The sequence below is a fragment of the Simplicispira sp. 125 genome (genome assembly GCF_003096555.1).
In the GTDB taxonomy this organism is placed as follows: domain Bacteria; phylum Pseudomonadota; class Gammaproteobacteria; order Burkholderiales; family Burkholderiaceae_C; genus Simplicispira.
This window is the reverse complement of sequence record NZ_QEKM01000001.1, coordinates 1640109-1665979: the sequence shown is the minus strand read 5'-3', so window position 1 is coordinate 1665979 and position 25871 is coordinate 1640109. Positions and strand designations below refer to the sequence as shown.

23 protein-coding genes, 7 tRNA genes and 4 pseudogenes are annotated in these 25871 nt (G+C 59.4%); 19 read left to right on the top strand and 15 right to left on the bottom strand.

Features of this window, described 5'->3' with window-relative positions; all coding sequences use genetic code 11:
• Positions 1-126 precede the first annotated feature (126 nt).
• The 4 genes from argG to C8D04_RS07635 all read right to left on the bottom strand — a co-directional run bounded on the left by argG (position 127) and on the right by C8D04_RS07635 (position 3103).
• Entirely contained in the window at positions 127-1470 is a 1344-nt protein-coding gene (gene argG / locus C8D04_RS07650) for an argininosuccinate synthase (protein WP_116004302.1), read from the bottom strand.
• 26 nt (positions 1471-1496) lie between these two features.
• Entirely contained in the window at positions 1497-1814 is a 318-nt protein-coding gene (locus C8D04_RS07645; protein WP_116004301.1) for a pyrimidine/purine nucleoside phosphorylase, read from the bottom strand.
• A 114-nt stretch (positions 1815-1928) separates the two neighbouring features.
• On the bottom strand, positions 1929-2600 hold the full coding sequence (locus C8D04_RS07640; RefSeq protein WP_116004300.1) for a glycine zipper 2TM domain-containing protein: 672 nt from the start codon (positions 2598-2600) through the stop codon (positions 1929-1931).
• Positions 2601-2716: 116 nt separating this feature from the next.
• The gene (locus C8D04_RS07635) at positions 2717-3103 is read right to left on the bottom strand and encodes an arsenate reductase (protein WP_116006084.1); all 387 of its coding nucleotides are present in this window, start codon (positions 3101-3103) and stop codon (positions 2717-2719) included.
• A 47-nt stretch (positions 3104-3150) separates the two neighbouring features.
• Between C8D04_RS07635 and folC the strand changes: the two genes are divergently transcribed.
• The 12 genes from folC to C8D04_RS07575 all read left to right on the top strand — a co-directional run bounded on the left by folC (position 3151) and on the right by C8D04_RS07575 (position 10845).
• Complete coding sequence (gene folC, locus C8D04_RS07630; protein WP_116004299.1) at positions 3151-4476, top strand: bifunctional tetrahydrofolate synthase/dihydrofolate synthase; 1326 nt, start codon at positions 3151-3153, stop codon at positions 4474-4476.
• 24 nt (positions 4477-4500) lie between these two features.
• Entirely contained in the window at positions 4501-5322 is an 822-nt protein-coding gene (locus C8D04_RS07625) for an SPOR domain-containing protein (RefSeq protein WP_116004298.1), read from the top strand.
• Between the two features lie 15 nt (positions 5323-5337).
• Positions 5338-5826 carry a CvpA family protein gene (locus tag C8D04_RS07620; protein WP_116004297.1) on the top strand — a complete coding sequence of 163 codons (489 nt, stop codon included), beginning with the start codon at positions 5338-5340 and terminating at the stop codon, positions 5824-5826.
• 91 nt (positions 5827-5917) lie between these two features.
• Positions 5918-7423: an amidophosphoribosyltransferase gene (gene purF, locus C8D04_RS07615; protein ID WP_116004296.1), complete on the top strand. Its 1506-nt coding sequence runs from the start codon at positions 5918-5920 to the stop codon at positions 7421-7423.
• Between the two features lie 38 nt (positions 7424-7461).
• A complete protein-coding gene (locus tag C8D04_RS07610; protein ID WP_116006083.1) occupies positions 7462-8676 on the top strand; it encodes an O-succinylhomoserine sulfhydrylase in 1215 nt (404 codons plus the stop codon).
• Complete coding sequence (gene gltX / locus C8D04_RS07605) at positions 8673-10097, top strand: glutamate--tRNA ligase (RefSeq protein ID WP_116004295.1); 1425 nt, start codon at positions 8673-8675, stop codon at positions 10095-10097. Before C8D04_RS07610 ends, gltX begins: the two co-directional genes overlap by 4 nt.
• Before the next feature lie 65 nt (positions 10098-10162).
• A tRNA-Ala gene (locus C8D04_RS07600) sits at positions 10163-10238 on the top strand.
• A 30-nt stretch (positions 10239-10268) separates the two neighbouring features.
• Positions 10269-10344, top strand: a tRNA-Glu gene (locus tag C8D04_RS07595).
• Positions 10345-10395: 51 nt separating this feature from the next.
• A tRNA-Asp gene (locus tag C8D04_RS07590) sits at positions 10396-10472 on the top strand.
• A gap of 63 nt (positions 10473-10535) precedes the next feature.
• Positions 10536-10611 (top strand) — tRNA-Ala (locus tag C8D04_RS07585).
• A gap of 30 nt (positions 10612-10641) precedes the next feature.
• Positions 10642-10717: transfer RNA gene (locus C8D04_RS07580), tRNA-Glu, on the top strand.
• 51 nt (positions 10718-10768) lie between these two features.
• Positions 10769-10845 (top strand) — tRNA-Asp (locus tag C8D04_RS07575).
• A 104-nt stretch (positions 10846-10949) separates the two neighbouring features.
• On the opposite strand, the gene C8D04_RS07570 is transcribed toward C8D04_RS07575, so the two are convergent.
• The 3 genes from C8D04_RS07570 to C8D04_RS07560 form a co-directional block, all read right to left on the bottom strand.
• Positions 10950-11708 (bottom strand): 3-hydroxyacyl-CoA dehydrogenase, encoded by a 759-nt coding sequence (locus C8D04_RS07570; RefSeq protein ID WP_116004294.1) that lies wholly within the window; start codon positions 11706-11708, stop codon positions 10950-10952.
• A 126-nt stretch (positions 11709-11834) separates the two neighbouring features.
• Positions 11835-12890: an extracellular solute-binding protein gene (locus tag C8D04_RS07565; protein WP_116006082.1), complete on the bottom strand. Its 1056-nt coding sequence runs from the start codon at positions 12888-12890 to the stop codon at positions 11835-11837.
• A gap of 309 nt (positions 12891-13199) precedes the next feature.
• A complete protein-coding gene (locus C8D04_RS07560) occupies positions 13200-13748 on the bottom strand; it encodes a phasin family protein (RefSeq protein ID WP_116004293.1) in 549 nt (182 codons plus the stop codon).
• A gap of 360 nt (positions 13749-14108) precedes the next feature.
• Here C8D04_RS07560 and C8D04_RS07555 point away from each other — a divergent pair, with 360 nt between their 5' ends.
• From C8D04_RS07555 to rmuC, 4 genes are all read left to right on the top strand, one after another.
• Positions 14109-14567 carry a thioesterase family protein gene (locus C8D04_RS07555; protein ID WP_116004292.1) on the top strand — a complete coding sequence of 153 codons (459 nt, stop codon included), beginning with the start codon at positions 14109-14111 and terminating at the stop codon, positions 14565-14567.
• 276 nt (positions 14568-14843) lie between these two features.
• Entirely contained in the window at positions 14844-16253 is a 1410-nt protein-coding gene (locus C8D04_RS07550) for a sodium:proton antiporter (RefSeq protein WP_116004291.1), read from the top strand.
• Between the two features lie 15 nt (positions 16254-16268).
• Positions 16269-17246 carry a D-glycerate dehydrogenase gene (locus C8D04_RS07545; RefSeq protein ID WP_116006081.1) on the top strand — a complete coding sequence of 326 codons (978 nt, stop codon included), beginning with the start codon at positions 16269-16271 and terminating at the stop codon, positions 17244-17246.
• Between the two features lie 56 nt (positions 17247-17302).
• The gene (gene rmuC / locus C8D04_RS07540) at positions 17303-18892 is read left to right on the top strand and encodes a DNA recombination protein RmuC (RefSeq protein WP_233521137.1); all 1590 of its coding nucleotides are present in this window, start codon (positions 17303-17305) and stop codon (positions 18890-18892) included.
• A gap of 15 nt (positions 18893-18907) precedes the next feature.
• On the opposite strand, the gene C8D04_RS07535 is transcribed toward rmuC, so the two are convergent.
• Positions 18908-20578 carry a methyl-accepting chemotaxis protein gene (locus C8D04_RS07535; protein WP_116004290.1) on the bottom strand — a complete coding sequence of 557 codons (1671 nt, stop codon included), beginning with the start codon at positions 20576-20578 and terminating at the stop codon, positions 18908-18910.
• Positions 20579-20827: 249 nt separating this feature from the next.
• On the opposite strand from C8D04_RS07535, the gene pstS reads away from it, so the two are divergent.
• Together pstS and C8D04_RS07525 are read left to right on the top strand one after the other, a co-directional pair.
• A complete protein-coding gene (pstS, locus tag C8D04_RS07530; RefSeq protein WP_165829124.1) occupies positions 20828-21925 on the top strand; it encodes a phosphate ABC transporter substrate-binding protein PstS in 1098 nt (365 codons plus the stop codon).
• A gap of 318 nt (positions 21926-22243) precedes the next feature.
• Positions 22244-22630 (top strand): single-stranded DNA-binding protein, encoded by a 387-nt coding sequence (locus C8D04_RS07525; protein WP_116004289.1) that lies wholly within the window; start codon positions 22244-22246, stop codon positions 22628-22630.
• 67 nt (positions 22631-22697) lie between these two features.
• Here C8D04_RS07525 and C8D04_RS07520 read toward each other — a convergent pair.
• The 5 genes and pseudogenes from C8D04_RS07520 to cysM all read right to left on the bottom strand — a co-directional run.
• Positions 22698-22802, bottom strand: a pseudogene (locus tag C8D04_RS07520) (IS5/IS1182 family transposase); the annotation flags it as partial.
• Positions 22798-23403: pseudogene (locus C8D04_RS07515) on the bottom strand (DDE-type integrase/transposase/recombinase); the annotation flags it as partial. The pseudogenes C8D04_RS07520 and C8D04_RS07515, both read right to left, overlap by 5 nt.
• A gap of 28 nt (positions 23404-23431) precedes the next feature.
• Positions 23432-23659 (bottom strand): sulfurtransferase TusA family protein, encoded by a 228-nt coding sequence (locus tag C8D04_RS07510; protein ID WP_116004288.1) that lies wholly within the window; start codon positions 23657-23659, stop codon positions 23432-23434.
• Positions 23660-23664: 5 nt separating this feature from the next.
• On the bottom strand, positions 23665-24231 hold the full coding sequence (locus tag C8D04_RS07505; protein ID WP_116004287.1) for an NUDIX domain-containing protein: 567 nt from the start codon (positions 24229-24231) through the stop codon (positions 23665-23667).
• Between the two features lie 66 nt (positions 24232-24297).
• A complete protein-coding gene (gene cysM / locus C8D04_RS07500; protein ID WP_116004286.1) occupies positions 24298-25200 on the bottom strand; it encodes a cysteine synthase CysM in 903 nt (300 codons plus the stop codon).
• A gap of 39 nt (positions 25201-25239) precedes the next feature.
• On the opposite strand from cysM, the gene C8D04_RS07495 reads away from it, so the two are divergent.
• Positions 25240-25324: transfer RNA gene (locus C8D04_RS07495), tRNA-Leu, on the top strand.
• A 92-nt stretch (positions 25325-25416) separates the two neighbouring features.
• Here the strand turns inward: C8D04_RS07495 and C8D04_RS07490 are convergent.
• Both C8D04_RS07490 and C8D04_RS19190 read right to left on the bottom strand, forming a co-directional pair.
• Positions 25417-25545: pseudogene (locus C8D04_RS07490) on the bottom strand (IS630 family transposase); the annotation flags it as partial.
• A gap of 38 nt (positions 25546-25583) precedes the next feature.
• Positions 25584-25870 (bottom strand): annotated as a pseudogene (locus tag C8D04_RS19190) (transposase); the annotation flags it as partial.
• Between the last annotated feature and the right edge of the window lies 1 nt (position 25871).

The following is a 25871-nucleotide window of genomic DNA, read 5'->3' as shown; positions in this document are numbered from 1 at the left end:
TTGTCCCTTGGGCCTGCAGATCTCTGGCCCATAAAAAATCCGCCCGACTTTGCAGTGCGGGCGGATTGATCCTGATTTGATAGCTGCCAGCGCTTGATGGTAAAGCGCTGGAGGCTCATTTGATACTTATTTTTTCGCGGTGTCGTCGCCCAGCTGCGCCAGCGCCGCATTGCCGCCCAGCGACAGCAGGCCGCTCTTGGCGTAGATGCCGAGCTTGGCGCGCGTGTCCACGATGTCGAGGTTGCGCATGGTCAGCTGACCAATGCGGTCCAGGGGCGAGAACGGCGCGTCTTCCACTTTTTCCATGCTCAGGCGCTCGGGTGCGTAGGTGAGGTTGGGGCTCTCGGTGTTGAGCAGCGAGTAGTCGTTCCCCCGGCGCAGCTCCAGCGTGACCGTACCGGTCACTGCGCGCGCGATCCAGCGCTGGGCACTCTCGCGCAGCATGATGGCCTGGGGATCGAACCAGCGGCCCTGGTAGAGCAGACGCCCGAGCTTGAGGCCGTTCATGCGGTACTGCTCGATGGTGTCCTCGTTGTGGATGCCGGTCACCAGGCGCTCGTAGGCGATGTGCAGCAGCGCCAGGCCGGGGGCTTCGTAGATACCGCGGCTCTTGGCCTCGATGATGCGGTTCTCGATCTGGTCGCTCATGCCCAGGCCATGGCGGCCGCCGATGCGGTTGGCTTCCAGAATCAGCTCGACGGGGTCGCTGAACTCGACGCCGTTGAGCGCCACGGGCTGGCCTTCTTCAAAGCGCACCGAAACTTCTTCGGCCTTAACGGCCACGTCTTCCTTCCAGAAAGCCACGCCCATGATCGGGTTGACGATGCGGATGCCGCTGCTCAGAAACTCCAGGTCTTTGGCCTCGTGCGTGGCGCCGAGCATGTTGCTGTCGGTGCTGTAGGCTTTCTCGGCGCTCATCTTGTAGCCAAAGCCGTGCTCGGTCATAAAGGCCGACATTTCGGCGCGGCCGCCCAACTCGTCGATGAACAGCTGGTCGAGCCAGGGCTTATAAATTTTGAGCGCGGGGTTGGTGAGCAGGCCGTAGCGGTAGAAGCGCTCGATGTCGTTGCCCTTGTAGGTGCTGCCGTCGCCCCAGATGTGGACGTCGTCTTCCTTCATCGCAGCCACCAGCATGGTGCCGGTAACGGCGCGGCCCAGTGGCGTGGTGTTGAAGTAGGTCAGGCCGCCGGTGCTGATGTGGAACGCGCCGCATTGCAGTGCAGCAATGCCTTCGTGGGCCAGTTGGGTGCGGCAGTCGATGAGGCGGGCTTTTTCGGCGCCATATTCCATGGCCTTGCGCGGAATGGCGTCGTAATCGGGCTCGTCGGGCTGGCCGAGGTTGGCGGTGTAGGCATAGGGCAGAGCGCCCTTTTGCTTCATCCAGAGCAGGGCTGCGCTGGTGTCCAGGCCGCCGGAGAAGGCGATGCCGACCTTCTGGCCGCGGGGGAGATTTTGAAGAATGGTGGCCATTTGCAGGTGTCCGTTGCGGTGTGGATTTAGCCGAAGTGGCAGATGTAGTGATAGGCCTCGGTCACGCGAATGTCGAACTTCGAGTTGCCGGGCACGTTGAATTGGTCACCGGGCGAAGATTTCACCCAGGTTTCGCTGCCCGCCAGCTTGTATTCGCAGGAGCCCGCCACGCATTCCATGATTTCGGGCGCTCCGGTATTGAAGGTCAAGGTCGCCGGCAGCACCACGCCCACCGATTTCTTCGTGCCGTCAGGGAAAGTGATGCCATGGCTGACGCACTTGCCATCAAAGTACACATTCGCTTGGGTGGTGACGGACACGCCGTCGATTTTTTCGGTGGTCATGGAGGATATGGGGAGGCTACTGGGACAAACCGTCGATTTTAGGCCACTGTCATCCCCTGCGCCTGGCGGGCCGGAGAGGGCAAAAAAAGAGCCCCGGGCGGGGCTCTTGGTGGGTCAGCGCGCGTAAGGGTTGTAGCGCGGTGGCGGATAAGGGCGATGGTGGCGGTAACCATCGTTTTCGTAGCCGTATTCAATGATCGTGACGCCCGAATTGCCTTGGGGGGCCGCGTAGGGCGACGTCACCACGCCAGGCTGGGCATAGCCACTCTGGTCGTAATAGTCGGGTTGCTGGCTGGAGTAGCCTGGGTTGTACGGCGCTGCGTTGCCCACAGGTTGCACCTGCACGGCGATGTAGCGCCCCGGGTCGGTGGCGGTCTGCGTGCTGTACTGGCGCCCTGCGTATTCGTACACCACGTTGTAGCCTACGGTGCGGTTCTCGTAGGTGGTTTCAGTGCCGCAGCGCTGCACGGTTTCGTATTCTGGACGGCCCTGGCCTTCGATCTGGTTGCCCAGCACCGCGCCACCAATCAGGCCAATGGCCGTAGCTGCGGCGCGGCCATTGCCCTTGCCAATGGCATTGCCGGCTGCGCCGCCTGCAATGGCGCCCAATACTGCGCCGCCGCCCGTGGTGCGCTGGCCGCTGTAAACGGTCTCGTTGCTGCACACTTGGCGGGGGTAGGCCACCTGCTGCACGATGGGCGTGACCGACAGCACGCGCCCTTGCTCTTGCGCAGCGGCCAGACCTGCTGTGCCGAGGACGATGGAAAACAAAACCAGTTTTTTCATGGAGAAGCCCCTTTCAGCTTATCTGCCTATAACGCGCCAGACTGGTTAAAAGTTTATCGGTGCAGCGCAAAGACAGCCCTCCCGCTTGGTAAATCGACGTAAAGAAATGTGCACTTTCAGACAGAAGGACTGTTTTTCAGGCATTCCAGCCAGGAGGGTTCGTCGAAACCGACGGTGACCCGTACCTCGCTGCCGCTGCGCCACTCGACCACGGGGCGCTTGATCACGCTGGCGTGGGCTTGCATGAGCGCGCTGGCGCTGGCGGCATCATTGACGGCAGCTTGGGTCACGGGGTCCAGCTTGCGCCAGGTCGTTCCTTTGCGGTTCAGTAATTTTTCCCAACCCGCGTGAGCAATCCAAAGAGCCAGCGCGTCGGTGGGCACGCCTTGTTTCTTGAAATCATGAAAGTGGTGTTCGCAGCCCTGCGCTGTCAGCCAGGCGCGGGATTTCTTCACGGTGTCGCAGTTGGGAATGCCGTAGAGGGTGATATCCAGGTTTTTCATGGTGCCATCATGCGCCAGGCGCACGGTCGGCGACAATCCCACGCAGCATGCAAAAGAAGATTCACACCCTGGAAGGCTGGCTTGCCCATTGCGAGCGCCTGCATCCCCACAATATCGACATGGGCCTGGACCGGGTGAGCGAAGTGGCTCGCCGCATGGGTCTGCGTTTTGACTGTCCCGTCATCACGGTGGCGGGTACCAATGGCAAGGGTTCTACCTGCGCCATGATTGAAGCCGTTGCCCAGGAGGCGGGTTATCGCACGGGTGTTTACGCTTCGCCCCATTTGGTGCATTTTGAGGAGCGCTGCCGCATCGCGGGTGATGTGGTGGCCGCTGCCGATTTGCTGCCGCATTTCGAGGCGGTGGAGGGTGCGCGCACGCTCAACGGCAACGATGTCTCTCTGACTTATTTCGAGTTCACCACCCTGGTCATCCTGCGCCTGATGAGCCATGCGCTGCTGGATGTGGCCATTCTGGAGGTAGGGCTGGGGGGGCGATTGGATGCGACCAATGTCATTGACGCCGATTGCGCCGTGATTACCAGCATCGACATCGACCATGTCGAGTATCTGGGGCCCGACCGCGAAAGCATTGGGCGCGAGAAGGCGGGCATCATGCGCACGGGCCGGCCCGTGATAGTGAGCGACCCCATGCCGCCGCAAAGCGTGATCGACCATGCGCGCGAAATAGGCGCCGATCTCTGGCGGTTTGGACAGGACTTCAATTTTGCAGGCGACAAGCTGCAATGGAGCTGGGCGGGCCGGGGCCGCCGCTACGCCGGCATGGCCTATCCGGCGCTGCGCGGGGCCAATCAGCTGGTCAATGCTTCGGGGGCGCTGGCGGCTCTGGAGGCGCTGCGGGGGCGTATCCCCGTGACGGCACAGGCGGTGCGCAATGGCCTGTCCTTGGTGGAGTTGCCAGGGCGGTTTCAGATTGTTCCAGGTCAGCCGGCTCTGGTGCTGGATGTGGCCCATAACCCGCATTCGGTGGCGGCGCTGACGGCCAACTTGGATGCGATGGGGTACTTTCCGGTCACCCATGCGGTGTTCGGAGCGATGGCTGACAAGGATCTGGCCCCCATGCTCGCCAAAATCGGGCCGCTGGTGGATTGCTGGTATTTCACGGACCTGCCTACGCCGAGGGCCGAAACAGCGGCGGGTTTGCAGCAGAAATGGAATGCACTGCAAATGGTGGCTGGGGGGCGGCGGCCGGTGGTCTGCAGCCAGTATGCAAACCCTGCCGATGCGCTACAGGCAGCCATGCTGGCGGCAGACCCCGCTGATAGAATCGTGGTCTTTGGCTCCTTCCATACGGTGGGCGGTGTGCTGCTGAATGGTGTGCCACGCCTGCAGGCCAAGCATCTGGGCACTTAAGTCCGTCACGGTATTTGCAACTCCATGGCATTTTTCAAGTTTCGGTGGCCCGGCCAGAAGGGGCAGGGCGACAAGGCCACAAAGCCCGCCCGTCCGGCAAAGGCCGAGAGCATCGAAGTGATGCGCAGGCGGGCACGCCACAGGCTCATTGGCGCAGCCGTGCTGGTGTTGCTGGGGGTGGTGGGGTTTCCCATTCTGTTCGACACGCAGCCACGCCCGATCCAAGTCGATATCCCGATCGAAATTCCTGATCGCAACAAGGCGGTTCCCCTGGTCGTGCCCGGGGTGGAGTCGTCTGCCACTGCGGTCGGCGCAGCACCTGCCTCTAATACAACACGCCCCGCAGAGCGACCCGCCCATGTCGCGGTCGAGGCGGCCAGCGATGCCCCCGTGGCGCGCGAGGTGCGCCCTGCTGCGACAGCGGCGGTTACGCCTGCCCCTGCGCCCACACCCTTACCCAAGCACGTCGAGCCCAAACCTGAGCCCAAACCCGAGAGCAAAGTGCCTGTTGCGCCGCCTGTACGCGCCACCCCACCATCGGATGATGCCGAACGCGCACGTGCGCTGCTGGAAGGGCGCTCCGTCAAGACGCCCGTGGCGCCTGCCGCGGCCGACGGAGAGCGGTTTATTGTGCAGATTGGTGCTTTTGCCGAAGCCGACAAGGTGCGGGAAGTGCGCCAAAAGCTTGAGAGAGCAGGCATCAAGACTTACACGCAGGTCGTGGATACCAAGGATGGCAAACGCACGCGGGTGCGTGTGGGGCCGTTTGAAGGCCGGGCTGAGGCTGAGAAGGCTGCAGCACGCATCAAGGGGCTGGGCTTGCCTGTGTCCCTTTTGTTGCTCTGATTTCGGGGCTTGCACATGGCGGCGCTGGATTGGGTGTTCGTGGCGCTGCTGCTGGCTTCCATGTTGATGGGGGCTTGGCGTGGACTGGTCTACGAGGTGCTATCCCTGGCGGGGTGGGTGGTGGCCTTTTTGGTGGCGCAGTGGTTTGCGGCGGACGCGGCTGCACTGCTTCCCTGGGAAGGCGCCCAGGATACGGTGCGCTATGCCGCGGGTTTCATACTGGTGTTTATCGTGACCATCTTTGCCTGTGGTTTTCTGGCATGGCTGGGCAAGAAACTGGTGGATGCTGTGGGTCTGCGTCCGGTGGATCGCACGCTGGGCGCCGCGTTTGGTGTGTTGCGCGGGCTGGTGATTCTGCTGGTGCTGGTGGTTATCGCCGGCCTGATGCAACTGCACCAGGCCGACTGGTGGCAGGCATCGCGTGGTGCGGTCTGGCTGTCGGAGATGGTTCAGACCTTGAAGCCGGTGTTGCCGCAGGAGCTGAGTAATCGCCTTCCCGTGTGAGGGCAGTCTGATGAAGCATGGATGACCGAAGGCGGTCATCTGGTGTGTGGTGGCAAGCGGGGCGGTTCCCGCCAATGGATGGAAACCTTATATGTGTGGAATTGTTGGCGTCATCAGTACGTCTCCTGTCAACCAGTTGATCTATGACGCGCTGCTTTTGCTGCAGCACCGTGGTCAGGATGCCGCGGGTATCGTCACGCAGCAAGGGCGTAAATTTTTCATGCATAAGGCCAAGGGCATGGTGCGTGACGTGTTCCGCACCCGCAACATGCGGGCACTGCCAGGCAATGCAGGTTTGGGTCAGGTGCGTTATCCCACGGCCGGCAATGCGTTCAGCGAAGAAGAGGCGCAGCCCTTCTATGTGAATGCGCCGTTTGGCATCGTCCTGGTGCACAACGGAAATCTCACCAATGCGCAGGCCTTGCGGGCAGAGCTGTTTTCCACTGATCACAGGCATACCAATACCGACAGTGATTCGGAGGTGCTGCTCAACGTGTTTGCGCACGAGTTGGAACGCGCCACGCGGGGCATGCCGCTGCAGCCGGACGATATTTTTACGGCGGTGCGCGCCGTGCACCAGCGCATCCGTGGCTCCTACGCTGTGGTGGCGCTGATCGCAGGCCATGGGTTGGTGGCGTTTCGTGACCCGCATGGCATTCGTCCGCTGGCCCTGGGGCGCGGCAAGGATGGCACTGTGATGGTGGGAAGCGAGTCGGTCGCGCTGGAGGGGACCGGCCTTGTGTTGGAGCGTAATGTAGAGCCTGGGGAGGCGCTTTTCGTCACCTTGGACGGTCAGGTGCACGCGCGCCAGTGTGCGCAGTCGTCCCAGCTCAACCCTTGTATTTTCGAGTTCGTTTATCTTGCCCGCCCGGATTCGGTGCTTGATGGCATCTCGGTCTACCAGGCACGGTTGAATCTGGGAGAGTCGCTGGCCAAGCGGGTGATCTCTACGGTGCCGCCGAGCGACATCGATGTGGTCATCCCGATTCCTGAGTCCAGCCGCCCCAGTGCCATGCAACTTGCCCATCTGTTGGGGCTCCCGTACCGCGAAGGTTTTGTCAAGAACCGTTATGTGGGCCGCACTTTCATCATGCCGGGGCAGGGTGTGCGCAAGAAGTCGGTACGCCAGAAGCTCAATGTGATTGCCAGCGAATTCAAGGGTCGCAATGTGCTGCTGGTGGATGACTCCATCGTGCGCGGCACCACCAGCCGTGAGATCGTTCAAATGGCCCGCGACGCTGGTGCCCGCAAGGTTTACCTTGCCAGCGCAGCGCCGCCCGTGCGCTATCCCAACGTCTATGGCATCGACATGCCCACCAGCAGTGAATTGGTAGCGCATGACCGGACGGTGGAAGAGATTCGCCAGCTGATTGGCTGCGACGCCCTGATTTACCAGGATGTCGAAGGCATGAAAAAGGCCATTGGCTCGCTCAATACCCAGATCAGCGGTTTTGATGCTTCGTGTTTCGATGGCGTGTACGTGACGGGTGACATCACTGCGAAAGACATTGAGCGGCTCAATGAGGGGCGCAGCGGCGCGGAAGAGGGCGAGGAAGACCATTCGCGCCTTGCGCTGCCGAATGCCCAGGACAACTGAGGCGCGGCCCGGACCGACAGATGGAAAAAATGCCTTCCTTGACATCCCCCGCATTGCCTTCGGGCCTGCATCCTGACACCCTGGCCGTACGCCAGGCCCTGCCCCGCAGTGCTTACGGCGAGCACTCTGAGGCGCTCTACCTGACGAGCAGCTTTATCCAGCCCGACGCTGAAACGGCAGCGCGTCGCTTTGCCGGCGATGAAGAGGGTTACACCTATACACGCACGTCCAATCCCACGGTGACCAGTTTCGAGCAGCGCCTGGCCGCGCTGGAGGGCACCGAAACGGCCATCGGAACGTCCAGCGGTATGTCCGCGATTCTGTTGATGTGCCTGGGCTTGCTCAAGGCGGGCGACCATGTGGTGTGTTCGCAATCGATGTTCGGCTCCACCATGAAGCTGATCGGGGGCGAGTTGGCCCGGTTTGGCGTGCAGTCGAGTTTTGTGTCGCAAACCGATGTGGCTGCATGGCAGGCTGCCGTGCGACCTGAAACGCGGCTTCTCTTTGCAGAAACGCCCACCAATCCGCTGACTGATCTGTGCGACATCCAGGCGCTGGCGCACATTGCGCATGGTGCGGGTGTTTTGCTGGCCGTGGATAACTGCTTCGCATCGCCTGCGTTGCAGCGTCCGGCCAGCCTGGGGGCGGATCTGATCATCCATTCGGGGACCAAGTTTTTGGACGGGCAAGGTCGTGTGATGGCCGGGGCCGTGTGTGGCCCGCGCGCTCTCATCGACGACAAGCTGGCACCCCTGATTCGCAGTGCGGGCATGAACCTTTCGCCGTTCAATGCCTGGGTGGTTCTCAAGGGCATGGAAACACTGTCGATCCGCATGCAGGCGCAAAGCGCCGCGGCGTTGCAGCTGGCCTCGTGGCTGGAGGCGCATCCCGCTGTGGCCCGGGTGTATTACCCGGGACTGGCGTCGCACCCCCAGCATGCGCTGGCCATGCGCCAGCAGTCGGGTCTGGGGGGCGCTGTGCTGTCGTTTGATGTGCGCGCGAGCGATGCTGCTTCAGGGCGGTCACGCGCCTTCCATGTCATCGACAGCACGCAGGTGTGTAGCATCACCGCCAATCTGGGCGATACCAAGACCACAATCACCCATCCGGCCAGTACTTCACATGGCCGGTTGACGCAAGAACAGCGCCAGGCCGCCGGCATCGGACAAGGCCTGATCCGCGTGGCCGTGGGCCTGGAACATATTGAAGATCTGAAAAACGACCTCGCACGGGGTCTGGATTCCCTGACATGACAGCGCAAGCAAACCCATCCTCCGGGCGTATTCGCACCCGTTTCGCCCCTTCGCCCACGGGATTCATCCATTTGGGCAACATCCGTTCGGCACTCTATCCGTGGGCATTTGCGCGCGCGACGGGCGGCGACTTCATTCTGCGCATCGAGGACACCGACGTGGAGCGCTCGACCCAGGCGGCCGTGGATGTCATTCTGGAAGGAATGCACTGGCTGGGCATGGACCCCGATGAAGGCCCGTTCTACCAGATGCAGCGCATGGACCGGTACAAGGAGGTGCTGGCCCAGATGGTTGCTGCAGGGCACGTCTACCCTTGCTACATGAGCGTTGCCGAGCTTGATGCACTGCGCGAGGCGCAGATGGCCGCCAAGGAAAAACCCCGGTATGACGGCACCTGGCGGCCCGAGCCTGGCAAGCAATTAGCCCCCGTGCCCGAGGGTGTGCAACCTGTGCTGCGTTTCAAAAATCCACAGGGCGGGGTGGTGGCCTGGGAAGACAAGGTCAAAGGCCGTATCGAGATTCGCAACGACGAACTCGATGATCTCGTGATTGCGCGGCCCGATGGCACGCCCACCTATAACTTCTGCGTGGTGGTGGACGATATCGACATGGCCATTACCCATGTGATCCGCGGTGACGACCATGTCAACAATACCCCGCGCCAGATCAACATCTTCAAGGCGCTGGGCAAGGAGCCGCCAGTGTACGCACACCTGCCCACCGTGCTCAATGAGCAAGGTGAAAAAATGAGCAAGCGCAACGGTGCCAAGCCGGTGACGCAATACCGCGACGAAGGCTACCTGCCCGACGCCATGGTGAACTACCTTGCCCGCCTGGGGTGGAGCCATGGTGATGATGAAATTTTCTCGCGGGCGCAGTTCCTGGAATGGTTCAACCTCGATCATTTGGGGCGCAGTGCCGCACAATTTGATGATGCCAAGCTGCGCTGGGTGAACGCACAGCACATCAAGGCCACCAACGACGATAGCTTGGCCGCTTTGGTCGCTGCTCAGTTAGTCCGGCGTGGTATTGCGGCAGATGCGCTCAATGATGGCCGTCTGCCTCGCATCTGTGCCTTGTTCAAGGATCGTTGCGACACTACTGTCGCGCTGGCGGACTGGGCCCAGTTGTTCTATGGCGATACGGTGACTCCGTCGCAGGAAGATTTGGATAAGCACGTCACGGCAAGCGTGCGCCCTGCGCTGAAGGCGCTGGCGACGGTGTTGCAGAGCTGCGCGTGGGACAAGGCGTCTATCGCTGCAGCCTTGAAGGAGGTGCTGGCCTCCCACAGTCTGAAAATGCCACAGCTGGCCATGCCGGTGCGTGTGCTCACGGCGGGCACGGCGCACACGCCTTCCGTGGATGCCATGCTGGAGTTACTGGGACGCGAAAAAGTTGTGGATCGATTGAAAAAGGTTTGAAAAAGCAGTCTATAATTCAAGGCTCAGAGAATGAAAGCAACCAATGATTGCGGTTGTTCGATGTGGGGGGTATAGCTCAGCTGGGAGAGCGCTTGCATGGCATGCAAGAGGTCATCGGTTCGATCCCGTTTACCTCCACCACAATTTGTTATCGGTTAGTTCCAAGGTTTTGACCCCATCGTCTAGAGGCCTAGGACATCACCCTTTCACGGTGAGTACCGGGGTTCGAATCCCCGTGGGGTCGCCAAGTTGTAGCGCTTGGCTTGTGTTGAGAAATGCAAGCGAAAGCTGCCTGCCAGGAGTGGTAGTTCAGTTGGTTAGAATACCGGCCTGTCACGCCGGGGGTCGCGGGTTCGAGTCCCGTCCACTCCGCCAGTCAAAACCCTTGCAGGTCTTTGATATGCAAGGGTTTTTCTTTGGCAAAAGCCAAAGTTTCGTGGGGGTATAGCTCAGCTGGGAGAGCGCTTGCATGGCATGCAAGAGGTCATCGGTTCGATCCCGTTTACCTCCACCACAATTTGTTATCGGTTAGTTCCAAGGTTTTGACCCCATCGTCTAGAGGCCTAGGACATCACCCTTTCACGGTGAGTACCGGGGTTCGAATCCCCGTGGGGTCGCCAAGTTGTAGCGCTTGGCTTGTGTTGAGAAATGCAAGCGAAAGCTGCCTGCCAGGAGTGGTAGTTCAGTTGGTTAGAATACCGGCCTGTCACGCCGGGGGTCGCGGGTTCGAGTCCCGTCCACTCCGCCAGCATTGAAAAGCCGCCAGTCGCAAGACTGGCGGCTTTTTTTTGAATTAAATTGGCCTCCAGCGCCTGGAGTACAAGCGCAGGGAGCTATCAAAAGAGAAGCAAATCAGCGCGGCGCCAGGCGAATGGCTCCATCCAGGCGGATGACTTCGCCATTGAGCATGTCGTTTTCAAAGATGTGTTGAACCAGTTTGGCGTAGTCCTGAGGCGTTCCCAGGCGGCTTGGGAAGGGCACGCCAGCGGCCAAGGCATCCTGCACTTCCTGGGGCATGCCAAACAGCATGGGCGTGCCAAAGATACCAGGGGCGATGGTCATGTTGCGGATGCCATTGCGGGCCAGGTCACGGGCAATGGGCAATGTCATGCCCACCACGCCGCCCTTGGAGGCGCTGTAGGCTGCCTGGCCAATCTGGCCGTCGTAGGCAGCGACGCTGGCGGTGGAAATCATCACGCCGCGCTCGCCGGTGGATTCGGGGTCGTTCTTGCTCATGGCTTCGGCCGCCAGGCGGATCATGTTGAAGCTACCAATCAGGTTGACCGTGATCGTCTTGCTGAAAACGGCCAGTGCATGCGCGCCATTTTTGCCCACGGTCTTTTCTGCTGGAGCGATGCCTGCGCAGTTGACCAGGCCCATGAGTTTGCCCATGGAAACTGCCTGTGCCACCACGGCCTGGCCGTCGGCTTCGCTGCTGACATCGCATTTCACAAAGGCGCCACCAATCTCCTGAGCGACCGCTGTGCCTTTTTCGACCTGCATGTCCGCAATGACCACCTTACCACCCTGGGCTGCCAGCATGCGTGCCGTGCCTTCACCCAGGCCCGATGCGCCGCCGGTCACGATAAATACCTTGCCCTTGATTTCCATATTGAGTCTCCAGTGAATGACGTTGACGTAAACGTCAATTATTACCGATGTCGTGCGCATAAAAATGCCCGGTCGGTGCCGGGCATGTGGAGAGCCTGGGGCTCCTGGGTGTTGTGGCGTTGCCGATTATTTGAAACCTACGCGGTCCAGCATTTGCTGCACCTTGGTCACATTGGCGCCCACGGCGCTGATTGGGATGGTTTCGCTCTTGAAGGGCGTACCACCGGTCATGGCCTTGAGTGCCGGGTTGTCGATAGCGACGTTTTTGGCAGCGGGCCACTCGTTGTTGCCATTGGCGAAGTAGTTTTGTGCTTGCGGGCTGGCCAGGTATTCCAGGAACCGGATCGCGTTGGCAGGGTGCTTGGCGTGCCGTGCGACAGCGCCTCCTGCAATGTTCATGTGGGTGCCCCAGGATTGCTGGTTGGGGAATACGACGCCCACTTTGTTGGCTACGGCCACGTCTTCTGGTTTGGACGAGCGCATCAGGCGTGCAAGGTAATAGCTGTTGGTGACGGCGATCTCGCACTCACCCGATGCCACGGCCTTGATCTGGTCGGTGTCGCCGCCCTTGGGGTCGCGAGCCAGATTGGCGACCATGCCTTTGAGCCAGGCCTCGGCCTTTTCTGGGCCCATGTGTTCAGTGACCGCGCCAAACAGGCTCAGGTTGTAGGGGTGCGAGCCTGAGCGAATACACAGCTTTCCCTTGTTCTTGGGGTCGCCCAGTTCCTCGTAGGTGTCCACATCGGTCTTGTCGACCTTGACTTTGTTGTAGACGATGACGCGAGCCCGGGTGGACAGGCCAAACCATGAGATGCCGCCGTCGGTTACTGGTGTGCTGCGCAGATGGGTGGGGATGGCGTCGTTCAGCAGCTTGGACTGGATTGGCTGGAACAGTCCGTCCACTTCGCCCTTGTACAAACGTGCGGCGTCTACCAGTAAAACTACATCGGCCGGCGATGCCGAGCCTTCGGCTTTAAGACGTGCCAGGATGCCTGCGTCGTCGGCGTCCACGCGGTTCACTTTGATGCCGGTGGCTTTGGTGAAGTCGTTGTACAAGGCCTCATCGGTGGAATAGTGCCGGGCCGAATACAGATTGACGACCTGGTCTTCAGCCAGGGCCGCACCCGCGGAAAGGCTCAGGAAACAGCCCGAAATCAGGGCGCGCAGAATCGTTTTGGACATGGATTGCATTGGAAATGTAGCGATTCCTCTATGCTAAAGCAAACGCGAACAATTCGCAATTGAATTGTGGGGTTCAGTGATGTCCGCTTGTCTGTTCCGTATGTTGTCTGCAAAGCCTTCAATGGCCCATTCAAACGAAAGGCCAAAAAAAAGCCCAGTCTTGCAACCGGGCTTTGAAAGGATCCTGAAACGGGGGTTTCGAGAGGATCCAAGGAGACAACTGGAGATCCCTGATTTCTCAAGGAGCTGTCCGCATTATGCGGGTAATCCCTTGCTGGCGCCTAGAGAGATTTCTCCAGACGTCGTGTATTAACGCTTGCGTGGAGCAGCGGTCTTGGCTGCGTCGGCAGCCGATGCGGCCACGGCGTTGAAGTTGGCTTCGGCAGCGTCGGTCGCTTGTTTGACGGCCTTTTGAACCGACTCAAAAGCGTTGTTGGCAGCAGAGACGGCGCTCTTCATCACGGCCACAGCGGTTTCTGAGCCTGCGGGGGCGTTCTTGGTAGCGGTGTCGACCAGGTTGGCGATGTTCTTCTGGGCTTCGGTGGTTTTGGCTTCCACGGCCTTGGTGAACTCGCTGCCGGTGCCCGAAGCGATGTCGTACAGGTGACGACTGTAAGAAGCAGTCTTTTCAGCCAAGGGCTGGAGGATGCCGGCTTGCAGAGCCATCAGCTCTTGAACGTCCTTGACGCTGAAAACGGCTTGGGCGTGGCTGGCGGCTTCGTTCAGTGCGGCGCGCGAAGCGGTCACATTGAGTTCAACCAGTTTTTCCACGCCTTCAAAAGCCTTGCTGGTCAGGCCGAAGAGGGTTTCGATGTTGGCTTTGTGTGCGGCCAGGATTTGTTCGGTAGTCAGCGACATGTCATATCTCCTAAAAGTGGTGCCTGGCGAATCCCAGGGGTTACAGACATCTGCGCTGATCAGAACCAGGTGGTTATGTTGCAGTGCAGCATGATGCGAATTCTACGCTGTTGCAGGCTGAATGCAAGCGAAATTGTTGCAATGCAGCATTTTAGGGAGGTGACTTTACAAACTGATGCCAGCAACTCTGCCGGGCTTCGGGTGCCGAAAGCTGCAAAAGCGGTGCGTTGGTACGGTTTCTGTCCTCCATTCCGTCATCATTAAAATTTCGCGGCCAAGTGCGGCGGCTCAGTAGGGCGGTTCACCAAGGTGACGGTCGCCGCTGTCACCGGAGCCTCGGCGCTGGCAGAATGGCCACCCATGAACCACGCGGCCTTACCCGCGCGCCCGGCACCGGTGTCGCGCAGTGCTTACCCTGTCTTTCGCACCATCACCACCCGCTGGATGGACAACGACGTTTATGGGCATGTCAATAACGTTGTTTACTACAGCTGGTTTGATACGGCGGTGAATGCCTATCTGATTGAACAGGGCGTGCTGGACATTCATACGGGTGCCACCATTGGCCTGGTGATTGAAACGCAATGCAATTATTTTGCGCCCCTGGCGTTTCCGCAGACGGTGGAGGCGGGTATCCGTGTGGCGCGCCTCGGTTCGTCCAGTGTGCGCTACGAGGTGGGCCTTTTTGCGGCTGGAGAGCCTCTTACGGCCGCGGCTGGGCATTTCATCCATGTCTATGTCGATCGTGCAACGCGCCGTCCGGTGTCCGTGCCGCCGTCTCTGCGTACGGTGCTGGAGACTTTGCTGATCAAGGACTGAGGGGCGGCCTGGGCGCAGCAGACGGCGTAGCGGGACTTCCTGACAGAAGGTTTGCAAGGGGGCTTGCCTATGGGGCTATGGCGTCCATGGGAAGAAACCTCGCCTACACTTTGAGGCAGCGTTCGCCGGGTTGGTGAGATGGGGATCTCTCGGCCGCTGCCGTCATGCCTTGTGGGGTGGCTGGGCCGATTTTTGCCTGGACACCTTGCACTTCCGTGTTGGCCGTGTGGCGACCGCCCAGTCTGTGGTTCCAACAAAAGATAGGGAGACAAACCCATGAAACTTTTTCGCTGGCTCACCTTGGCCGTTCTTGGGGCGCTGCCCAGTCTGGCCATGGCGGCAGACATTGATGGCAGTGCGTTGCCGCTGTGGTGGGGCATCCCCTTTGCGGGTATTTTGCTGTCCATTGCCCTCGTACCGCTGATGGCGCCGATTTTTTGGCACCACCACTTTGGCAAGGTGGCTGCTGTCTGGGGATTGCTGTTTCTGGTGCCGTTTGCCCTGGTTTTCGGCCCCGGTCTGGCGGGCGCAAGCCTCGTGCATGCCTTGCTGGCGGAGTATCTGCCTTTCGTCATTCTTTTGACGGCGCTGTTTACCGTGGCAGGCGGTATCTATATTCGCGGCAACCTGCATGGCAGTCCGGCGCTCAACACCACCATCCTGGCCATTGGCGCCGTGCTGGCCAGCTTCATGGGTACAACAGGGGCGTCCATGCTCCTGATCCGCCCCCTGATCCGTGCCAACGACAACCGTGCGCACAAAGCGCATGTCGTGGTTTTCTTTATCTTCATCGTCTCAAACGCAGGGGGCTCACTGACCCCGCTGGGCGATCCGCCGCTGTTCCTGGGTTTCCTCAAGGGCGTGGATTTTTTCTGGACGGTGAGCCACATTTTCCAGGAAACGCTGTTTCTCGTGGGTACGTTGCTGGTTCTGTTCTTTGCGCTCGACAGTTGGTTCTTCCGCAAAGGCGGGGAAGTTACGAAGTCGGACCCTACGCCTGATACGCGCGCGATTGGTTTTGACGGCAAACTCAATTTTGCCCTGCTGGGCGTAGTGGTTTCCCTGGTGCTGCTCAGTGGATTCTGGAAGTCGTCTGTTGTCTTTGATATCGCAGGCACCGAAGTCGGGCTGCCCGGCATCGTGCGGGACATCGGTTTGTTGATGGTCACGGGCCTCTCCCTTTGGCTCACGCCCAAGCTGGTGCACGAGAAAAACCAGTTCGGCTGGGGTCCCATGCAGGAAGTCGCCAAGCTGTTTGCGGGCATCTTTCTGACCATCATTCCGGTGATCGCCATGCTCAAGGCGGGCGTGAATGGCCCGTTTGGCGCCATCGTCAGTGCGGTGACCCGGCCCGATGGTTCACCCGATCCGGCCATGTATTTCTGGGCCTCCGGGATTTTGTCTTCGTTCCTCGATAACGCGCCGACCTATCTGGTGTTCTTCAACACGGCAGGCGGCGACCCCGCGGTGCTGATGACCACATTGGCCCCCACGCTGGCCGCCATCTCGGCGGGTGCTGTATTCATGGGGGCCAACACTTACATTGGTAACGCACCCAACCTCATGGTCAAGGCCATTGCCGAAGACCGCGGCGTGAAAATGCCCAGCTTCTTCGGCTACATGCTCTGGTCGTGTGGTATTTTGGTACCACTGTTCGTGTTGATGACCTTCATCTGGTTCCGCTGATCAATGGGCGCCACCATGGACAAACCCGCAATCCTGGTGGCGCGTGCCATCTTTCCCCAAGTGCTGGAAAAGCTTGCACAGCACTTCTGTGTCGACTCAAACACCGACGATCGAGACTGGACGCCAGATGAGTTGGTAAAGCGCCTGCAAGGCAAGGTGGGGGTACTCACTACAGGTGGCCAGCGCATCGATGCCGCACTGCTTGCCGCGTGCCCGCAACTGCGCATCGTGGCCAACATGGCCGTGGGGTACAACAATTTTGATCTTGATGCAATGACGCGGGCGGGAGTGCAAGGCACCAACACTCCCGACGTGCTGACCGAAACTACGGCCGACTTCGGCTTTGCCCTGCTGATGGCCACGGCCCGCCGCATAACCGAAAGCGAGCATTACCTGCGCGCAGGCCTGTGGAAAGACTGGCGCTACGACATGTTTGCTGGCGCCGAGGTGCATGGCAGCCGCTTGGGCATCATCGGCATGGGGCGCATCGGGCAGGGCATTGCACGGCGCGGTGCGCACGGCTTTGGCATGGACGTGGTTTATCACAACCGCTCGCGCCTGCCATCCGACCTGGAGGCCGCCTGCAAGGCGCGCTACGTAGCCAAGGACGAGCTGCTGCGCACGGCTGACCACGTGGTGCTGGTACTGCCTTACACGCCAGCATCGCACCACACCATCGGTGCGGCAGAACTCGCGTTGATGAAGTCCACGGCCACCTTGGTCAACATCGCGCGCGGCGGCATCGTGGATGACGCTGCGCTTGCCACCGCCCTGCGCGAGCGCCGCATCGCCGCTGCCGGGCTGGATGTTTTTGAAGGCGAGCCACAGGTGCACCCAGACTTGCTGGCAGTGCCCAATGTGGTGCTCACACCGCACATTGCCAGTGCGACTGTTGCGACGAGACGCGCCATGGCCATGCTGGCAGCAGACAACTTGATCGCCTTCTTTGACGGGCGCGGTGCGCTGACGCCGGTGAACACGCTTGCTACATAAAATACCAGTCAAAATGGCCATAAACGCTTATGCAGTAAGCGTAATAAGCTATCAAAATGAAAGCAAATGCCTTGGGTTTTGACCCCATGACCGTGCTGGCGATGGTCTTGCTGGCACTGGCAGCCTTGTGCCTGGGCTGGCTTTGGGGTGCCGCCCGTGCGCGCCGCGAGGCGGTTGTACAGCATGAGCAGATTGCAGTCCAGGCACGTCGCCAGGCGCAGATGGAAGTGCAGGCCACCGCCAACGCCCACATCGCCACCGCGCAGGAGCGGGTGCGGGGCCTGGAAGCCGAGCGCGTTAGCCTGCTGGGCGAGCTGCAGCACATCCGAGCGCAGGCCGCGGATTGGCGTCAGGCGCTGGACCTGGCACGCGACGACAGGGCCCAGCTGGCCGAGCGCGCGGCCCGCGTGCCGACCTTGGAGGCCCAGGCGCAGGACCAGGCTGCGCAGACCCAGGCGGCGCGCCAGCAGGTCGCCGAACTGCACAGCCAGCTGGCCGTGCTGGCCGCGCAAATGGACGCCCAGCGCCGCGCATCCGAAGAAAAACTGCAGCTTTTGAGCGAGGCGCGTGAGTCGCTTACCCACCAGTTCAAAAGCCTGGCCAACGACATTCTTGAAGAAAAAGGCAAGCGCTTTGCCGAGCAGAACCAGCAAAGCCTGGGTCAGTTGCTCGACCCCTTGCGTGCGCGCCTGCAGGAGTTCCAGGGCAAGGTGGAGTTGTTCTACGACACCGAAGGCAAACAGCGCTCCGCCCTGTCACAGCAGGTGCACCAGCTTATGGGCCTGAACCAGGCGCTGAGTGAGGATGCCAAAAATCTCACCCATGCTCTCAAAGGATCGACCAAGGCCCAGGGCAACTGGGGCGAACTGGTTCTGGATCGTGTACTCGAACTCGCTGGTCTGCGCCCGGGCATCGAATACGACGTGCAGGAAAACCACTTGCGTGACGACGGCACGCGCGCCCAGCCCGACGTGGTGATCCATCTGCCCGAAAACCGCCACCTGGTCGTGGACGCCAAGGTGTCGCTGATTGCCTACGAAGAATTTGCCAACGCCGAGACCGACTTGCAGCGCGCCGCCGCCCAGCGCCGCCACATTGAATCAGTGCGTCAGCACATCAAAGGCTTGGCCGAGCGCAACTACCAACAATTGCACGGATTGCAGTCGCTCGATTTCGTGCTCATGTTCGTACCCATCGAGCCCGCCTTCATGCTCGCCGTCACCAGCGACAGCCAGCTCTACAGCGACGCCTGGAACAAGAATGTGCTGCTGGTGAGTCCGTCCACCCTGCTGTTCGTCGTGCGCACCGTAGCCCACCTGTGGCGCCAGGAAGCGCAAAGCCGCAACGCCCAGGAAATCGCCAAGCGCGGCGCCGAGCTGTACGACCGCTTGGCCGGCTTTGTGGAAGATCTGGACAAGGTAGGCAAAAACCTGGGCCAGGCCCAGGATGCCTACACCAAGGCCTACAACAAGCTCAGCCAGAACAAGGGCAACGTAATCCGCCAGGCCGAAATGCTGAAAGAACTGGGAGTCAAGCCCACCCGTTCGCTGCCTTCGCCGCTGGTGGACAGGGCGCTGGACGATGAGGCCATGCCGACACCGGCAGCGCCGACGCAGGAAACGGAGCCCGGGCCGCCAGTGGACTGAGTGTCTTGCTGCACCTTATCCGGGCAAGGCAGGGCTGCGAGCCCACCGTTCTGCCGCATTGCGTTGTAGTGCCAGTGCGCGCTGTTGGGGCCCGTTCACCATGGGGGGTGCGCTTGCTTCCAGGGTATAGGGCGTGCCATCAGCGGTCAGTTTGAACTGATGAATGACTTTCAGCAGGTGCCTGACCTGGGTTTTCATACCCGTAGAAGCTAACGAATTGTCATCCACAAGCGCCGCATTCTGTTGTGTCACGGTGTCCAGATGCCGGACGGCTTCGTTGATCTGCGAAATACCCCGGGCTTGCTCTTGGCTAGCGTCCTTGATCTGGGTGATGAGGCTCACGACATGATTGACGTGTGTGACGGTGTTGGCCACGCGTTCTCCGGCCTGGCTGACCAAGGAGGAACCGAGTTCGACACCGCATACGCTGGCCGATATCAGTGCCCGGATCTCGCGGGCCGCCATGCTGCTGCGCTGGGAAAGTCGGCGAACCTCCCCTGCCACCACCGCAAATCCTCGGCCCTGCGCACCTGCACGGGCGGCTTCGACTGCCGCATTGAGTGCCAGAAGATTGGTCTGGAACGCGATGTCATCAATCACCTTGATGATGTCCGTCACTTTTCGAGACTGGCCGTTGATTTCCTGCATGGTTGCGATGACGTCCTGCATCACCGTTCTGCCCTCATTGGCCACCATGCTTGCCTCATGGGCGAGAGTTGCTGCGCGGCTTGCGTTGTCGGTGTTGTGCTGAACCGTGATGGTGAGCTGCTCCATGGACGCTGCTGTTTCTTGGAGGCTGGATGCTTGCACCTCTGTCCTCTTTGCCAGGTCCTCTGTTCCATCTGCAATGAATGCGGCGTCTCCTGCGACCCTGGCAGTGCTCTCGCCTACTTGCGTGATGACATGCACCAACTGGTTGTTCATCTCACGCAATGCCTGCAATAGCTCGGCCGTTTCGTCGGTGCCCTGCACTTCAATTTGCGTACTGAGATCGCCGCCGGCCACGGTTTGGGCCACGGTGACGGCCTGGCGCAATGGCCGGGAAATAGACCTTGTAATGACGAGAGCCATGCCAGCACCAATCAGAAGAGCCAGTACCGTGGCCCCCATCATCCAGGCATGGATGCTTTCACTCAGGTGCCTGGCAGCAGCGAATTCGGCGGCGGCCACTTCGATCTGCAATGCGACGAGCTGCTCGGCCGCCACCTGCACCTTGACCGCGTTTGGTCGAATCTGACTGATGTACAGCTCTGAGCCGTCATCGTATTTACCTGCAACCAAGGCCGATGCTGCGGGGATCAGGCCTTGCTCCAGGTAGGTGGTATTGGTCGTTGCAAAGGCTTTGGCCAGTGCTTCTTCATCAGAACGCAGCGGCCGGGATACATAGGTCTTCCACAAGGTATGGATCCGCTCGACGTTGGTGGTGAGCGCCGCATGGCTGGACTGGAGATTGCGGATGCCTGGATCCATCAGCATGTCCATGACCAGAACACGGTTGTGCTGGGTGAGGTGGCTGATCTCTGCCAGCAGGCCCATGGGAACCATGCGGTCGCCATACAGCGTGGCACTGCGTTCCGTCAGCTGCCTTGACCCGCTAATGCCGCCTGCTGCCAGCGCCGCGATCAGCGCAAGAAGCAATGCAAAGGCCAGGGCCAGCCTGGTGCCAATTTTCAAGTTTTGAAGCATCTGAAACTTTCGTGAATCACTGGAAGTGCCTGGCCTATCAGGGGTGATCGGGCTCAGGACGATGACAAAAGCCGCCAGCGCAACCGTGTGCCGCAGCGATCAGTAAACACTAATTGATACAAATGACAGTATTGTGAAAAAATGCCAAAACAGAATTTCAGTAGTGGATTGAAAAAAAGTGGATTTTTTGTGGAATGATCTCCAGGAAATTACTTGATTTTTGTTTTTAAATGGTTGATTTAAAATATTATGAAAAATAAAGATGCTATAGTATTTCTCCGTTGGGTTGCCTTGTGTAGCGTTGTTGTCTTCGCATTCCAGATGGCTTCTGCCAACGCAGCAACTGCCACCGGTGCAGGCTCTTCAGCTGCTGCACCCATTTATAGAACGTGGGCAAAATCTTATTTAAGAGCGACTGGTTCCATTGTTGAATATGATTCAATAGGATCCAGTGCTGGCATGAAAAAAATCCAGCAAAATGCCGTTGGATTTGGTGCGACGGATGTGTACCCCCGCGAAGAAGATCTGATTAATGGTGATTTGGTTGTCTTCCCGATTGCGATCACGGGCATCAGTCCCATCATCAATTTACCCCGGATACAGAATGGTCAACTTCGGCTGACAGGCGAAGTTCTGAGTCGCATCTTCATGGGAGAGATCAGCCATTGGAATGCCTCTGAGATCGCTGAGTTGAATCCAGATATCGTGCTTCCAGACCTGGCCATCAAGGTTGTCGTGCGGGCTGATGGTTCCGGGACAACTTACAATTTTGCTGATTATCTTGCAAAGACCAGTCAAAAATGGAAATCTACTTATGGCGTCAAAACTACCATCCAATGGCCGGATGGATTTGGTTCGTTCAAGGGCAGTGATGGCGTATCAAAGGCAGTACGAGACACCGTGGGTGCGATTGGCTATGTCGACTATGGATATGTTGCAGAATATGGGCTCACAGCTATTCAAATGAAAAACTCAGATGGTTTTTATATAAAACCTTCGTTGAGTTCATTTAAATCTGCCCTGAAAAATAGCGAGTGGTCTGCGAAAGGGAAATTTAACAACACCTTGACCAGCAAACCAGGTAAAGATGCATGGCCAATCACTATGGGTACTTTTGTTGTTTTCCCCAGAATGGCAAAGAATGCAGAGCAAACCGCAGCAGCGCTTCAGTTTATTCTTTGGTCATTTTTTAATGGGGATACACTGGTGCAAGAAAATAATTTTGTCCGTCTTCCAGATCGCGTTCAGGCATCAGCCTTTCGGATAATGACGTCTATAAGAGACCAGTCTGGTATGCCACTCAATATGGAGTTAATGTCGCTGCCCGCAGTGTCAAAAGGCGAGTGAGGGGTATGGCGAGCCTGGGTTGGACGGATCAGTATTGATACCGCGCAACATGTGAGAGGCGCCGCCTCTATGGCTGGTGCAATGCAGCGGAAGGAACACACTGTCGCCACTGGAAAAAATGGCCAGGCTTTTCACCGGTACGGTGTGGGGCCGACGGGAGCCTGGCCGTGTGACTGCTATGGTGTGGCGCCTGTGCTGCGTGCAGTGCGCCCTTTACTTGAAAAGACACCATAGCTACCTGGAAGGTGCAAGGCGTCCATGTGCAGGCACTGCAGCATGCGCCAACAACTACAGCGCCCAGCCGGGTAAGGAACCAACATGATTGACGGATTGATTGCAGGCCGACTGTACGGACAGGCCGCCGAGCGTACAGACAAGGCTGGAAAGACCTTCACGGTAGCCCGCGTGCGCGCCACCAGTAACGATGGCGAAAACCTGTTCGTCAATGTCATCGCCTTCGATGCCGCGTCCTGCGCCGCATTGGGTGCTCTGGCCGATGGTGACAGTGTGTCCCTTGCCGGGACCCTCACTCCCCGCATCTGGACCGACAAGCAAGGCAACACCCGCCCCAGCCTGGACATGGTGGCGCACCAAGTGCTGACGGCCTACCACGCGAATCGCAAGCGCCGCGCGATGGAAGGTGACTGGTCTCCTATGGGTGATCCACAAGGGGAAGAATTTCCGCCAGAACCGCTGAATTTATGAGTTGGATTGGGCGTGGAAGTAGGGTGTGTCATCAATCAATTCCGAGGGCGTAGCAGGGTTGCCAGGGTCATGTCAACCACACCATGGATGCCGCCAGATGGATGACCCCCAGAAAGTTGCGAGCAGTCTTGTCGTAGCGCGTGGCAATGGCCCGGTACTGTTGCAATGTCGCATCCCGGACGATCATAAGGCCGCTTGTGGAACAGGTGTGGATGCTCCTGGTACCACTTCTTCATGGCCTGCATAGGCGTCTTTCTGCCCAGTGCTGACTGCGGCAATTGGTGGTTGTACAAGGCCACATAGCGCAGCAAGGTCGCTCCATATCCTCACGGCTGTTGAACCTGTGGGTCTTGAGTACATCGGCCATGTGGCCATTGAACCGCTCCACCATGCCGTTGGTTCTCGGGGTTCGGGGCAGGGTCAACCGGTGCTCTATGCCCAGTTCCTGGTACAACTGGTCGAACTCATGGTTGCCGCTGGGCTGGCAAACAGGCGGTCGGTGAACTCCTTGCCGTTGTCGGTCAGCAGCTTGGTGATCCTGGGCGGGCAGGCCTTGTGCAATACCTTGAGGAAGGCCTGCGCACTGGCGACTGTCTTGTTGGTCTTGAGTTGTACGAACACCCACCGCGTGGCCCGGTCCATGGCCACGAACAGGTAGCGCCGTTGCGATTGGTCCTGCGTCTGGGGCAGGTATTTCACGTCCATGTGCATAGCGCCTGGCTCGTAGCTCTTGAACGCGCTTTGTGCACAGGTTGTGGCTTCTGGGGCTTGAGGGTGCATGGGTGGCGCCCTATAAGACGACTACCTCCGCCGCAGGATGTGGATGTATTCCTCGCCCACCGTCTGCTGCTCCACCAACTCATTGCCAGTCTGTTTGGCAAAGGCCTGAAAGTCACGCAGCGAGCCGACGTCGGTGGCCAGCACCTTCAGCAGTTCGCCGCTGTCCATGTCGGCCAAGGCCTTCTTGGCCTTGAGGATAGGAAGCGGGCAGTTCAGCCCGCGCGTGTCGATTTCCTTGTGGATGTCCATGTTTTTCAGTCCTTTGGCGGCTGGTCCAGCCCACGGCGGCGTTCAGCGTTTTCTTCAGCGGTAAAAAATACAGGCTCGTGCCCGCGCGTGCGCAGCCAGTCGGCCAGTGCGTAGCCCGTGCCGGCGGGCCAACAACGCAGATCAGGCAGGTCGTAGAGGCGGTAATCGACCAGTTCGGGCGAGAGTTTGACCTCGCCTTCTGCCACCACATGGTAGGCAATGATGACCTGATTCATGCGCATAAACTCATAGGCGCCAATCATCTGAATGGAACGCACATCGAGGTTGGTTTCCTCCTTCACCTCGCGCGCCACGCCCTTTTGCGGCGATTCGCCTGCTTCCATAAACCCCGTAATCAGTGCAAACATTTTGCCCGGCCAGGCCGCATTGCGCGCCAGCAGCACCTGGCCATTGAGCTCGACCACAGCCGCCAGAACCGGTGTGGGGTTGTTCCAGTGTGTCCACTCGCAGGCCGGGCAGCGCAGTCGCGTCACCAGGCCACTGTCTTCCTCGCGGGAGATCATCTCCAGCGGAGTTGCACAGTGGGGGCAAAAACGGGTTTCGTATTGCATTGCTATTTATTTTATAGCTTATAGCGCTTATAAATAGGGCGCCAGAAGGTGTTTTTATTAAAATTCTCAGGCGGGGAAAACGCCCGTGGAAAGGTAGCGGTCACCCCGGTCACACACCACAAAAACGATATGCGCGTCGTGCTCGCGCAGCGCAATCTGCTGCGCCACCCAGCAGGCGCCAGCGGCCGAGATGCCCGCAAAAATGCCTTCCTCGCGCGCCAGCCTGCGGCACATGTCCTCGGCATCATCCTGGGACACCAGCATCAACTCGTCTATCGCCCGTGCATCGTAGATGGCCGGCATATAGGCCTCGGGCCATTTGCGGATACCTGGAATGCGCGAGCCCTCCTGCGGCTGCGCGCCAATGATCAGCACATTCGGGTTCTGTTGCTTAAGGTAGCGCGACACACCGGTAATAGTGCCCGTGGTACCCATCGCGCTGATGAAGTGCGTGATACGCCCACCCGTCTGCTCCCAAATTTCAGGGCCCGTGGTCTCGAAGTGGATGCGCGGGTTGTCTGCATTGGCAAACTGGTCCAGCACTTTGCCCTCGCCGCGCTTTTGCATGGCCTCGGCCAAGTCGCGCGCATGCTCCATACCGCCGCTGCGGGGCGTGAGCACCAGCTCGGCACCGTAGGCCTTCATGGTTTGCGCACGCTCGATAGACAGGTCCTCCGGCATCACCAGCACCATGCGGTACCCCTTGATGGCCGCTGCCATGGCCAGCGCAATGCCGGTGTTACCCGAGGTAGCCTCAATCAGCGTGTCACCCGGCTTGATGTCACCGCGCTCCTCCGCCCGGCGGATCATCGACAGCGCCGGTCGGTCTTTCACCGACCCCGCCGGGTTGTTGCCCTCCAGCTTGCCCAAAATGACATTGCCACGCGCTGCGTTGTCCGGCGCTCCGATGCGCTGCAATGCAACCAGTGGCGTGTTACCGACGGCATCTTCAATCGTCTTGTATTTCATGCTCCCTACTGTGCCATAATTTGCGTCTCCCTAAATTCAGCCCGGGTGGTGGAATTGGTAGACGCAGGGGACTCAAAATCCCCCGCCGCAAGGCGTGCCGGTTCGATTCCGGCCTCGGGCACCACAGACAAGGCCGGTAGCTTCCACAAGCTACCGGCCTTTTTCTTTTTCTCTATGGAACGTGGCTTTAACATCTGTTGATCCGGCCCGGTTTATTCATGAAGCGGCGTAAGCCATTTTGGGGTCGCCAAAGTACTTCTCCACCCGCTCGGTGGGCTCTAGCATCGTCATGTGTTCAGTCGTAGCAGCCCTGATTTTTGCCTTCGTTCGCACCGGCAACCCCGAAGTTGAACACGCGCAAAGGCAGGGTGGTAGGTCGCTCGATAGCCCCGGTCGGCAGACACATCGCCGCTGGTGCTGTGCTCGACGAGCACATCGTCAAAGTGCGTGCTGTCTTGCTCGCTTGCGGTGCCAGTGGTGATTTTGCGGATGAACTTATGCCGCATGTCCACGCTGATGCTCAGCTTGTAGCCGTGGTATCCCTGGCCGTGCTTCTTGGGTAGTGGGTGGCGTCCAGGTCTTGTGGCCTGCGCTGGGCTTCGCTCCAGTCGCTGGGGATCGGGCCCTGGTCATTGTCTTCTTTGGTCAAGTGCCCGATGGGTGAGGCGGGC